This is a genomic window from Pseudoalteromonas galatheae (assembly GCF_005886105.2).
Taxonomy (GTDB): domain Bacteria; phylum Pseudomonadota; class Gammaproteobacteria; order Enterobacterales; family Alteromonadaceae; genus Pseudoalteromonas; species Pseudoalteromonas galatheae.
In genome coordinates, this window is the sequence record NZ_PNCO02000002.1 from 354,558 (window position 1) to 367,113 (window position 12,556).

The 12,556-nt window shown below is 42.8% G+C and carries 9 protein-coding genes; 5 read left to right on the top strand and 4 right to left on the bottom strand.

The genetic code is table 11. The annotated features are described in order from the left end of the window. Positions 1–212: 212 nt before the first annotated feature. The 4 genes from CWC29_RS19580 to CWC29_RS19595 all read right to left on the bottom strand — a co-directional run bounded on the left by CWC29_RS19580 (position 213) and on the right by CWC29_RS19595 (position 6,073). Entirely contained in the window at positions 213–878 is a 666-nt protein-coding gene (locus tag CWC29_RS19580) for a class I SAM-dependent methyltransferase (protein ID WP_138521286.1), read from the bottom strand. Between the two features lie 10 nt (positions 879–888). Beyond that, the gene (locus CWC29_RS19585; protein WP_138521283.1) at positions 889–4,548 is read right to left on the bottom strand and encodes an AAA family ATPase; all 3,660 of its coding nucleotides are present in this window, start codon (positions 4,546–4,548) and stop codon (positions 889–891) included. Positions 4,549–4,552: 4 nt separating this feature from the next. Beyond that, positions 4,553–5,752, bottom strand: coding sequence for an exonuclease SbcCD subunit D (locus CWC29_RS19590; protein ID WP_138521281.1), 1,200 nt, complete (start codon positions 5,750–5,752; stop codon positions 4,553–4,555). An 81-nt stretch (positions 5,753–5,833) separates the two neighbouring features. Continuing rightward, a complete protein-coding gene (locus tag CWC29_RS19595) occupies positions 5,834–6,073 on the bottom strand; it encodes a hypothetical protein (RefSeq protein WP_088532724.1) in 240 nt (79 codons plus the stop codon). Positions 6,074–6,534: 461 nt separating this feature from the next. On the opposite strand from CWC29_RS19595, the gene CWC29_RS19600 reads away from it, so the two are divergent. From CWC29_RS19600 to CWC29_RS19620, 5 genes are all read left to right on the top strand, one after another. After that, entirely contained in the window at positions 6,535–8,958 is a 2,424-nt protein-coding gene (locus tag CWC29_RS19600; RefSeq protein WP_138521279.1) for a M1 family metallopeptidase, read from the top strand. Continuing rightward, positions 8,958–9,446: a DUF6702 family protein gene (locus CWC29_RS19605; RefSeq protein WP_138521277.1), complete on the top strand. Its 489-nt coding sequence runs from the start codon at positions 8,958–8,960 to the stop codon at positions 9,444–9,446. Before CWC29_RS19600 ends, CWC29_RS19605 begins: the two co-directional genes overlap by 1 nt. A 111-nt stretch (positions 9,447–9,557) precedes the next feature. Continuing rightward, the gene (locus CWC29_RS19610; protein WP_138521275.1) at positions 9,558–10,445 is read left to right on the top strand and encodes a hypothetical protein; all 888 of its coding nucleotides are present in this window, start codon (positions 9,558–9,560) and stop codon (positions 10,443–10,445) included. Between the two features lie 464 nt (positions 10,446–10,909). After that, positions 10,910–11,503 carry a 1-acyl-sn-glycerol-3-phosphate acyltransferase gene (locus CWC29_RS19615; RefSeq protein ID WP_138521273.1) on the top strand — a complete coding sequence of 198 codons (594 nt, stop codon included), beginning with the start codon at positions 10,910–10,912 and terminating at the stop codon, positions 11,501–11,503. A 334-nt stretch (positions 11,504–11,837) separates the two neighbouring features. Continuing rightward, positions 11,838–12,542, top strand: coding sequence for a hypothetical protein (locus CWC29_RS19620; protein WP_138521271.1), 705 nt, complete (start codon positions 11,838–11,840; stop codon positions 12,540–12,542). Positions 12,543–12,556: the final 14 nt, after the last annotated feature.

Sequence of the window (12,556 nt, forward strand, 5' to 3'; positions counted from 1 at the left end):
TGATCTACTTCTTGTATCTTAGTCATTGAGATCAGAGTTTTACTAACTTTTTAGAAGTAAATGACTTGAAGTTTAGATAAAGCGCGGTGACGCTAGTAGCGGAGCAGCAATTGGTTTGGTATAGATCATTATTTTACTAGCTTAATACAAGCTACGTTGAAAAAGTAAGAAAGGAAAAGCCACACCCGAATATGGTCTGGCTTATTAGAAAACTACTGTTTTTCTACCACAAAGCCTGCAAACCCAAGGGCCTTGAAGAAAGGTTTAGCAATGCCAAAACCTGCGGTGTCTAGCAGCTCTGCAAGACGCATTTTATCCACGGGATAAAACTCATGCTCTAAATTCACCCTCATGCGCTGCTCGCCAACATCAGTCAGCCCGAGTTGTTTGCAAACGACTAATTGCGCTTCACGCTCAAAGCTTGTCGCAGGTTTTTCTAAGTCGGCAATAAAAAGATGACCATCCGACTTTAGCTGCTCACTCATTTGTTTAAACAAGCTTGCTTTATCGCCGTTATCTTTTACAAAGTGCATCACCAGCAAGCACAGTACGGCATCTGCTTGATAGGCCTGTGGTGAAATCGCACCATGATGGATCTGCACGCGCTCCTGTAAGCCTAACTTAGTAAAATGTTGATCTGCAATTGCTAACATATCAGTAGATACATCTTGCGCTATAAATCGCCAACTTGGGTTTAGCTGAGCAAGTTCAACAATTTCTTTGCCTGTCCCCGCACCCACAACCAAAATGGTTGCACTATTCGGGTAAAGCGCTAAAAGTTGTGCTCCAGTAAGCTGGTGAATTAACGCATAACCTGGCACAAGCTTTGTGATCCTAGAGTCGTAGTTTTGGGCTTCTTCGCCCGTGAAAGTCGGCATCCAAATTTCCTTATGTTTGTGGTACTAAATTTAAAGATGAGTAGCCTCCAGGCTGTTTATTCACATGGATACGAGTGGCGATCCGCTCGCTCATCTGAGCAACATGCGAGATCACACCAACCTTGCGGCCCTGTGATTGTAACGCGTCCAGTGCATCAATCGCTACACCTAGCGTCTCGGGGTCTAACGTACCAAACCCTTCATCAATGAATAATGAATGTATTTGCACTTTATTTGACGAAAGCGCAGCAAGTCCAAGTGCTAAAGATAAAGATACCAAGAAGGACTCCCCTCCTGATAAGGTGTTGACGCTACGTTGTTCGTCAGCCATATCTTTATCTATAACCGCAATTTCTAAAGACTGCTCAATATTGGTAAGCAAATAGCGTTTTGAAAGCGTATGCAATTGCTGGTTAGCATACTGCAATAAGATTTTTAACGTTTGCGTTTGCGCCCAATTACGCAACTTTTTGCCTGTTGCGTCGCCTAATAGCTTATCTAGCAAATGCCACTGCTCGTAGTCTTGTTGTAACTGAGCGAGATTTGCCGCTTGTAAAGAGAATTGTTGTTTATTCTGAGCATCAATCTCTAATGCACTTTGCACTTGTAGCAACTGACTTTGAGTTTGTTCAAGTGCTTGCGTCGTCTCGGCATGACTTTGCTTAACGTGCTCACTATCAACCCCATCAGGGTACTTACTTTCAAGTTGGCTGAGTTCTTCACGCTGATGACTAAGCTGCAGCTTAGTGTGTTGAAAGGCTTGCTGAACTTGCGCACACTTTTCTAGATTCGCTCGCGCTTCATCCAACGAAACCTCAAGTAACGCTAGTACTTTTATTTTGTCTAGCTGTCCTTGCTGATCGAGCAACCATTGTTCAAAGCGCGCATCAAGTTGCTGCAAGCGCGATGTTTGCTCGGTAATTTGCTTTTCTAGCTGCGTCAGACTGTGCTGGGTCTTTTCACGCTGTGCTTCGGTTTGGCTCAGCGCCAGCTGGGTTTGTGTGATCTGCTCTCGGCTTTGTTGCTCTTGCTGCTTAAGCTCTGCAATCCAATTATCCAAGCTGGTGTGCTGCTGTGGTAAGTATTCAGCACGTTCGCGATTGAGACGTTCAATATTCTGCTGATGTTGTAAAAGTGTATGTTCTAATTCTTCAAGCCGTTGCGTCTCATCTTGTTTTTGTTGACTGGCAAGATGTAATTGATGCTCAAGCTGAACTTTATTCGCTGTTAACGTATCTGTACGCTCGGTGGTTTCTAGCCAAGTTTGCACTCCTGTTTTAAGTTGGCTAATGGCAGCTTGAGGGGATGAATCAAATTCTTGCCACCACGACTCATCGGAAATTAACGCTTCAAGCCGATGGCGTAAAGCATCCACTGTTTGTGATAGCTGATCATATTCGGTTTGCAAAAAGGCAATATGATTACCTAAATCATGGTGCTGCTGCTGAAGTGCCTGTTGCTTATGTTTAGCCTGCTCGAGATGTTGTTGCGCCTGCTGAACCGACTGCCACTGGCGGTCGATATTATTGCGTAACTTTGATAGCTCATTTAGCTGCGACTGAATACTCAAAAGTTGCGATTCAGCTTGTTCGGCATTGCCAACTTTATACTCATCATTCAACGCATCTAGTCGAGCGCGATTCTCGTTTATTTGCTTAGTGCAGTGAGCGATTTCCTGAGTGACTGACTGCCATAGCGCATTCTCACGCTCTTTTTCACCGACTTGTTGATTATAACGCTGCAACACTTGCTCACGAGCTTGCTCAGCAGCCTGATACTGAGACCGAAAATCCGATAGTAACTGTTCCCAGTGGGCATCTATGTGCTCCACACCATAAGGGTGTTCTTTTGAGCCACATACCATGCATTCTTGCCCAGCTCGCAGTTGAGCGCGTAAATCGCTGATCCGCTCACTTGCGCGTAACTGCACTTGCTCCAAATTATCACGAGTTAGGGCTAGTCGCTGCTTAGACAACTCGTCTTGCTGCTTGGTATCTCGGATCAATATCTCAAGCCTTTCCAAGCCAATATGATGTTGAGTTTGTTGCGACCGTAACTGATGCAGCAAGGCCTCCCCTTCTTCGATACTACGATAGGCTTGCACGCATAGAGACCAGTTCTGTAATGCCAAATTTAGGTCTTGTTGAGTCAAAGGTAGGAGTGCTTCTTTTAACGCTGAAAGCGCGCTGGCTTCGGTATCATAAATCTTTTGTAGTTGCTGTACCTCAGCCTCATGTTTGCTCAATTGTGTACCTAGCGCTTGCTGCTCGTTCGGTAATTTTTGCAACTGGACTTCATGATCATTGCGTTGTTGTTGATACTTTTGCAAATCATCAAATTGAGGCTGAACCACGCTCCATTGTCCGGCAATATTGCTAACTGAGTGCAAGTTCGCTTGCTTATACTCTAGCTGCTTTAATTCAGTAGCGATTTCGCCTTGTTGCATTTGATATTTCTGTATCGCAGTCTCATGTTGCGCAATGAGATTGGCATGCTTATCGAGATAGGGCTTAGTTTCTAGTGCTTGCGCTTTGTGTAGGCTTAGCTTTTCATCCAATATACGAATGGTGTTAAAGCTTGGCTCTAACTTTACAAAATTGGCTTGCTGCGTAGTAAGCTGCTGTTCCAGTTGCTGTTGTTTTGCTTTGAGCGTTGTAATAGCGGATTCAAAATCTTGTTGCAGCAGTGCTAGTCGTTCTTGAGATAGCTGCGCAATGTGTTTATCTGTCAACTCATGCTGCTCACGATTATCACGCATCTCATTGGCTTTTAAGACTTGCTGCGCATATTCCTGCTGTGGCTTTCCCTCTTCTATTTGCTGCTCAAGCATTTGCAGCTTGTGTTCCACCTCAGCTATTTTTTGCTTTCTTAGCTCGACATCCGCGAGCCATTGCAGCTGAGCTTGCAGTTTTGTGCTTGTCTCTTGTTGTCGATTTCTTGTATCAATCAGTTCCGACTTCTGTGCTTCAAGTTCGGCTTGCTGCTCTGGTGACAAGAGCACAATTTGACCTAGCCTATCTTGCTGAGTTTGCAGCTCGATTTTCTTTTGCTTGTGCGCTTCAAAAACCGCTTTACCGATATTACTGAACTTTTCGGTACCTGTAAGACATTCTAATAACTGTGCCCGTTCATCTCCCCCCGCCTTCAAAAACGCAGAGAATTCATGCTGAGCAAGCAGCACAGCTCGAGTAAACTGTTCAAAGTTAAGCCCGACTAGCTGTTCGATTTTTTGTTCTGTTTCTTTTTTCTTCTCACAGACTAGGGTCATATCAGGTAGGCTAAACAACTCAATAGTGGCGGTTTTTAAATTACCTTTAGGGCTTTTTCTAGCGCGCTCTACCGACCAAATAGCTTGATAACGTTTGCTGTCTTGAGCAATAAAAACCACGCTAGCGGATGCCGCAACACAGCCCCGACGCAATAGGTTTCGCGGGTCGTTTAACTTAATGTTATCGCCATTAAATGCAACTTTCTCTTTGTCGTCCGATTTTAACCGTGCGGTTTTGCCATAAAATGCAAGGCAAACCGCATCCAGTAAAGTGCTTTTTCCCGCCCCTGTGTCACCAGTAATGGCATAAAGACCAGTGTCTTTGAGTGGTGCCGCAGTAAAGTCGACTTCTGCGCTTTCTATAGAGGCAAGGTTGGTGATTAATATTTTTTCAAGTTTCATCGCCCTACTCCTCCATGCTCGCGATCACTTCTGCTAACTTTTCATGCAATGTCGCGGGTGCCTTTTCCTGTTCCGGTTCAATTTCGCGGTAGGCAATATCCAACAAGGTATTGGGCGATAACGATTCAACTTTGCCCAAATCTTCAAACAACCACTCACTGGCAGCTGTGCCTTTAGACACCCGCTCAATACCACAAAATTTAATATCCTTTCCTTTTAGCACTTCACCAATCTCGGCTCGAAAGCGGCTATTGGTTTCCGCTGCAGATAATTTTAAGCGAATATAGGGAGCGCTATCGAACTTGCTAAAATCCTGCGCCGCGATAGCTTCGCATAATTCAGTCAAGCGCTTTGCACCATCTTCAGGGATATATAACACATCTTTAAAACGGGGAACGTAAAGGGGGTTTACATCTACCAGACCTTGTTCATTAAATTCAGCGAGCAATACCTGATGCTTATAATTGCGTTCAGAAAACGACATTGGCAGAGGCGTACCGCAGTATCTGATAGCACTTTGCTTCGCGACGGTTTGCGCTTTATGTAAATGACCCAGCGCAACATAGTCAAACTGCTCGCCAAACACGCCCGCAGATACAGCATCAAAACCGCCAATGTTGAGATTACGCTCAGAATCTTCTGAAATCGTTCCCCCCTTGGCGTGCAGATGCCCCATTAGCACAATAGGACCTTTCACTTTTTCTATCGTGCCTAGCGCGTGCTGATAAGCTAATTGTACCCCGGTTTGATAGTCAAACTCGTCATCTAGTGGTTTTGGTAAATCAGCACTGCGCAAAAATGGCATTGCCACAACATGCATATGCTGTGCTGCGATGGGCAAATCGATAACAACCTGTTCAGGCGCTTGCTTGTTAAAGCGACCAATAACATGGGTGTTGAATAAGGTTAAGAGTGGTTTTGCGGTTTCAATGCGATTAGCGGAATCGTGGTTGCCAGCAATCAGAACAATGTGCAGCTGCGGGCACAGTTGAGATGCTTTTTGGATAAAGGTATACAGCTGCTTTTCAGCGCTCGCAGGCGGCGTTGCAGTATGAAAAATATCACCGCTGATCAACAATACATCGATTTGCTGTTCAACAAGCACATCGCATAGCCAGTCTAAAAATAGCCGATGCTCTTCACTGCGATCATGTTCGTAAAACGATTGCCCTAAGTGCCAGTCTGACGTATGTAAAACCTTCATTTAGCGTTCCTTTTCCAATAGAAACGCTAATATAGCATCGTCGAGCAATATTCGTCTTGTGAATATTGACGCTTTCACTGCTTAGTGAGTTAGCTGCCACCAAGCAAAAATGATCACAGGTAATGCTAGTAAAAAGAATTTAGCAGGTAACTTGAAAACACGACTATGTTTATCTTGCACACGTTTAATCGCCGATTTCTCGTTACAGGCAGCTACCTTATCAACATAAAAATAGCCATCATCTAAATAATCTTTACAGTTTTGTTCGTCTGCAGGAATTGCAACAAACTTCTCTTGTTTTTTTAGTATGTAGAAATCCATACTGCCCACCACATTTGATTCGCTAAACGGGTATTTAGTACAGAGCAAAACTAACGCCAGTTTTACCCAGAGATTGTAAAGTGCGCGATTTTAAAGATAAACTTGGGTCAATATCAACAACTAATTTTGTTTTCTTTATTTATTTATAAAATGTAGACAATAACCCTGCAAAATACCTTTTTGGCATACAAATTAATTTTTGGACCTTCTGATTTTCTTTAACAAAAACAGAGGATTAAAAAACACTCAAAATAGGATCGATTTCAGTCGTATCTCAATATTGTTACTTTATCTCAAAACTTTGATTTATGCGTTTTTATTTGTCAACTTATTGACTCGTAGCAGGTTTTATTTGTCCTCTTTTGTCACTATGCAAATCACCTCTACTCACTCCAAGCAAAAAACTGAAATAAAAATGTTTATCGGTCAATACCTTGGCAAGATAAAAACGGGAAATAATAATGAAAAAATCAACGCCAGTCGTGTCTTTATTGGTTGCTCTAGTGCTGTCGGGTGTCGCACACGCCAGCGCTATTTCACAAAGCAAAGGGCACTTTGAAGATAAGTTTCGCCAATTAGATGAGACTTTACCGACCCCAAATACCTATCGTAGCGCAGCCGGTGAGCCTGGAGAGCGTTATTGGCAACAAAAGGTGGATTATGATATTGATGTAAACTTGGACGAGAAAGCCAAAAGATTAACCGCTACACAAACCATACATTATAAAAATAACTCTCCTCACACACTCAAATATTTGTGGCTACAGTTAGACCAAAATATCTTCAAAAATGATTCTATCGCCGAGCGCACAGCGACTTTTGGGAACGAATTACAGAGTAATCCGGTTACAAAACATGCAAAAATTTCACTAAATCAACTCAGACGTCAGCAGTTTATGGATGACACAGAACTTGGTTTTATCATCAATAATGTTAAGGATGGTCGCGGCAAACCGCTTAAGATCACGATTGTTGATACTATGATGCGTGTTGACCTAAACGAACCGCTTAAATCAGGTAAAGATCTACAATTTAGTATGGACTTCGCCTTTAATATTGTTGAAGAAGATGCGGTTGGCGCACGTTCGGGTTATGAGCACTTTGAAAAAGACGGTAATGACATCTTTTTGCTCGCACAATGGTTCCCCCGTCTCACGGCATATACAGATTATGAAGCTTGGACCAATAAGGCCTTTCTTGGCAGTGGTGAATTCACGCTCGAGTTTGGTGACTATGACGTTGAAATTACGGTGCCGGCTGACCATATCGTTTCTGCAACTGGTGAGTTAGATAACCCAAAGCAAGTTCTGAGCAAAACCCAGCGTGACAGGCTAGCGCAAGCAAAAACAGCAAAACGCCCGGTATTCATCGTTACTGAAGAAGAAGCGCTAGAAAACGAAAAAGCCGGTACAGATGACACCAAAACGTGGCGCTTTAAGGCCAAAAATGTGCGTGATTTTGCCTGGGCATCATCCCGTAAATTTATGTGGGATGCTAAAGGTTATCAGCAAGGTGGTGACGAGCAGCCTCTGGTGATGGCCATGTCATTTTTCCCTAAAGAAGGTGGTGACTTGTGGAAAAAGTACTCCACCGAAGCCGTTATTCATACTATGGAAGTTTATTCACGTTTTTCCTTTGATTATCCCTACCCAACCGCGCAGTCGGTAAATGGTCCTGTCGGTGGGATGGAATATCCAATGATCACTTTCAATGGTCCTCGTACGAAATTACAAGACGATGGCTCTCGCACCTATTCACTAGCCGAGAAACGTTTTTTAATCGGCGTTGTCATTCACGAAGTTGGACACATCTACTTCCCTATGATAGTCAACTCAGACGAAAGGCAGTGGACATGGATGGACGAGGGCCTCAATAGCTTCTTAGATGGTGTTGCCGGCCGCGAATGGGATCCCACCATACCTTGGGGCGTTGAGCCAAGGGATATTGCGGCTTACATGAAATCTGAAGATCAGTCTCCAATCATGACGCAATCAGACAGTGTATTGCATCTTGGTCCAAATGCATACACTAAACCTGCTGCGGCTCTTAACATTCTGCGCGAGGTGATTTTAGGCCGTGAGTTATTCGATTTTGCATTTAAAGAGTATGCCCTACGCTGGAAATATAAACGTCCAACGCCTGCCGACTTCTTTAGGACAATGGAAGAGGCTTCTGGGGTCGATTTAGATTGGTTCTGGCGGGGTTGGTTTTACAGCACAGATCATGTCGATATTTCACTAGATAAAATCTATCAATTACGCCTAGACACCAAAAACCCAGACATCGACTTTGGTCGCCTACGTGAGTTTGAAAAGAACAAGCCAATGTCGCTATTTGTCAAGCGTAATCAGGAGGAAGGGCGTTCACTTTGGGTTGATAAAAATCAGGACATAACGGACTTTTACGATAACAATGACCAGTTTACTGTTACTAATGCAGAGCGAAATGAGTATCGTGAGTTTTTATCTGAACTTAAACCTTGGGAAAAACGTGCCCTTGAGCGTGCTGTAAAAGAAGACAAAAACTATTACGTGCTTCAGTTTAGTAATGTCGGTGGGCTTGTAATGCCAATCTTGCTTGAGCTTACTTATCAAGATGGGAGCAAAGAAGAGCGGATTATCCCCGCCGAGATTTGGCGTCGCAATGCCCGCAATGTCAGCAAGCTAATTGTTACCGATAAAGATAGGCCGCTTGCGTCCGTGACCGTTGATCCGCGATGGGAAACAGCTGACGTTGATATTGAGAATAACCATTACCCAAGACGCATTATAGAATCACGCTTGGAGCTTTATAAAAAGAAAGCGCGTGAAGGCAAAGTACATCGCGATATCATGCAAGACGTGAAAGCCGAACTAAAACCATTTGAAGAGAAAAAGGATAACTAATGAAAACCTGGCTCTTTGCCTGTCTACTTGTGCTGGTTTCGCCATTTGGTCAGGCGCACCAATTAAAGGCAGCGATCACTACTGTGTTATTTAATGAACGCAGCGGCAGTATCGAAATTATGCACAGGTTCTATCTCCATGATACTGAGCACGCCGTAGAAAGCCTATTGAGTCACAATGCCGACATCTTTAACAATCCTGCTGATAGAGCAAGCTTTGCAAATTATGTCAGTAAGCGCGTTGAATTAAAAACAGGCGCAGGTAGAGTGCTACCGTTAAACTTGGTAGGTGCGGAAATCGATGGTCAATTCTTTTGGGTGTATCAAGAAACCCCGTTGTTTTCACCAATAACTGAGCTTAAAATGCGCCATAATGCGCTGAGAGATGTGTGGTCAGAGCAGGTCAACTTGGTCAATTTTGAAGGCAAAGGAAAAGTGAGGTCACTGCACTTTGATGGTAATGACGATTGGCTAAGTGTCATGTTTTAGGTTATCTAACTCGCTAAAATAAAAGGCACTTCGGTGCCTTTTTTACTTTATCAACTGACGTTCTGCGCTAAAGTTAAAGCATATATTGTTAATGAGTGATGAGGGAAAGGAATGATGGCCTCAACAAAGCTGATTTTGACTTTTATATTACTAACGTCATACAGCATCTGTGCAAGCGATCTGGTGCGCTATAACATCTCTAAAGAATTTGCTGATCCTAAACAAGACTACTACATCGCGTTGTTAAGACTGGCTTTAAATAAGAGCCGTGATAAATATGGCGCTTACCAACTAAGTGAAAACTCGTTCGATCATACTCCACAAGGACGCACCTTGGAGATTGTTGAACAAGGGAAGCTCTTAGATGTTCACTGGAGTATGACGTCAATCAAGAGGGAAAAGAGTTTAGCCACGATATATGTGCCGCTATTAAAAGGGATGATGGGCGCGCGTTTATTTCTTATCCACAAAGATACTGAAGAACGACTCTCTCAACTAAATTCGCCAGCCCAATTAATGAGTTTCACGCTAGGCAGCGGTATTGACTGGCCCGATACCTCAATCTATGAGAAAAACGGCTTTATTGTCGTTACCAGTAAAGCCTCCTTATTACCAGACATGCTACAAGAGAAACGCTTTGATCTCTTCCCTCGCGCACTTCATGAACCGTGGACTGAGTTACTAAGCATGAATAGTACCGTAGTAGAGTCCAGATTTGCGTTTTGCTATCCCACTGCCATGTACTTTTTCGTCAATAAAAATAACCGTCGGCTCAAGGAGCGCCTCTCTTATGGACTGAATAAAGCCATAGAGGATGGCTCATTTGATAAGCTGTTTTTCGGTCACCCAATTACCCGTGAAGCCATTACAAAAGCAAAATTTGACGATAGAAAAGCATTAAAACTTCAAAACCCAAACTTGAGTGGTCATACAAGGGATATTCTGTTTAACTCCAAATATACTTGGCAACCTATCCACCAGTGTATATCACCCAACTAGGGCTTATCCTGAGTGACAAACTGTTGAAACGAGAGCTATTAGTTTTGTTAGCTTGACCTGATCCTTGGATAAGGAATCAGCTAACTCGTTGTGTTTAATACTCACTTTAACTTCTACTCTTGTCCAGCTTGAGAGTTTTAGAGGTAATACCGCGCCCTGCTCTCGCTAAGGAAGCTACTTCCTGTCAGCAAGGCAAATTTACGCATCAATAGTTGTCTAAAGGAAGGAAGTTCAACGCGGCTAGCGCTAAAATTGGTAGCTAGTAAGGCGGTAATTATAGAGTTTCAGGTTACTTAGGGCTTGGATGGGATTCAAAAGCTAACAACTCAGTCGCTCTTCAAAAGCTCCTCCTTATCCAGCTGTTGGTTCTTTTTTGGGTAATGGCTACCTACGTTTTGCTAGCCAAAATTTTCAGTTAGAATAAATCCATTGCCAGCAAATAAAAAATAAAGAAGGGCATTGTCTTGATCAATATTCCACCTAATATCCCGCGCTCAAACAGCCCTTTCGGTCGAAAGCTTGGAAACTTAATGCTCAAAGCGATGGGATGGAAGATAGTTGGCACCTTTCCAAGTGAAAACAAATTCGTAGCAGCCGTCGCGCCACATACATCAAATTGGGACTTTTTTATTGGCATCGCCGTCAAGCTTTCACTTGATGTTGAAATTCGTTTTCTAGGTAAGCACACCATTTTCATCCCCCCATTCGGCTGGTTATTACGCAAGTTGGGCGGTATTCCAGTTAGGCGAGATACACCTCATGGTATGGTCACGCAGGTTCGCGATATCTTCAATGCCAACGAAAAATTGATTTTGGGCTTGGCCCCTGAGGGAACTCGTAAATACACCCCAGAATGGAAAAAAGGTTTTATCCATATCGCACAATCTGCCGAAGTCCCCATTGTACCTATGGCAATAGACTATCGGAGTAAAACTTTTGTAGTTATGCCTGCAATTGACAATGCTGCAGAGCTCAGCCCTGATCAATTACTTAACCAAGTTAAACAACAATTTTCAAAACGAATGGCAAAATACCCAGAACATGCATCGGGGCTATGAATAAAATCGTTAGCTAAGGCAATAAACTTTAAATATGTAAATCAAACAGATGGAAGCTAACGGATAAATAATGTTATTTATAGAAAAAATAAAATTAATCTAATCAATTGGTTTTGAATAATTTAGTCTAGTTACATTGGTGTGACAACTATACTACGTAGCACACTTAATCACACTACATTGTAAAGATTTGTTAATGTGATTTATATATGTATATCATGAAGATATTTAACTTTAGCAAATCAAAATGAAAACTTTTAGTAAATTAAAAGTTGATCATAAACCCTCATCATGAATAGTATTTCACCACTTATTAACGTATTCGTGGTGAATTATGCGATGGTTCATTGTTGCATTACTTGTTGGTTTTATTGGAGTAGCTTTTTGGAAAATGATGCCAGAAGCTCAGTTCCCATATGCAAATATAATTCAAGTTTCAAACAACTCGGAAGATGAGCTTAAGACAAGGCCTACGCTTGATACCCTCGAGCTTGCTCCTAAGCAAGCTGTCATCGCAGCGGCACCGCCAATACAAAAAAGCAACGACTTTTACGCTGTGAATAAAGTATCGACGCAAGCAAAAGCAGTGCTTTCAGCCGCAAAGGTTTTACCACAGGACCTAAACAATGAAGCTTATATTGAATTTGATTTACCGACACTCAGAAAATTAGAAGGTGGCGACAACTTTGAATTGCTTATTCCGCAAACACAAGAGTCATTTGTAGCAGAGGTGACTGGTATATCTCTGGCGGGAAACGGCGACAAAAGCGTATTCGGTAAAGTAACTGGTGCTGATGGTCGCTTCCATACTACCGTTTTAACTGTGGGCAAAGACGCCGTATATGGCCAGCTCACGGCACCAAGTGGCAACTATGTATTTGAATCAAAAGACCAATATGGTTGGATTGCGGCAAAGCGAGACCTTTACCGCTCCCATAAAGAAGAAGAACTGCATCCACATGATAGCCATGATGAAACAGAACATCACTCAGTTTCTGTGAAGGAAGATATTTTTCAACCCAAAAGTAACGTTAATTAAAAGAAAGGAAAAAC

Bases quoted from the DNA above. Each gene is read 5' to 3' on its own strand.
- CWC29_RS19580 (WP_138521286.1), bottom strand. From the start codon at position 878: ATGCCGACTTTCACGGGCGAAGAAGCCCAAAACTACGACTCTAGGATC.
- CWC29_RS19585 (WP_138521283.1), bottom strand. From the start codon at position 4,548: ATGAAACTTGAAAAAATATTAATCACCAACCTTGCCTCTATAGAAAGC.
- CWC29_RS19590 (WP_138521281.1), bottom strand. From the start codon at position 5,752: ATGAAGGTTTTACATACGTCAGACTGGCACTTAGGGCAATCGTTTTAC.
- CWC29_RS19595 (WP_088532724.1), bottom strand. From the start codon at position 6,073: ATGGATTTCTACATACTAAAAAAACAAGAGAAGTTTGTTGCAATTCCT.
- CWC29_RS19600 (WP_138521279.1), top strand. From the start codon at position 6,535: ATGAAAAAATCAACGCCAGTCGTGTCTTTATTGGTTGCTCTAGTGCTG.
- CWC29_RS19605 (WP_138521277.1), top strand. From the start codon at position 8,958: ATGAAAACCTGGCTCTTTGCCTGTCTACTTGTGCTGGTTTCGCCATTT.
- CWC29_RS19610 (WP_138521275.1), top strand. From the start codon at position 9,558: ATGATGGCCTCAACAAAGCTGATTTTGACTTTTATATTACTAACGTCA.
- CWC29_RS19620 (WP_138521271.1), top strand. From the start codon at position 11,838: ATGCGATGGTTCATTGTTGCATTACTTGTTGGTTTTATTGGAGTAGCT.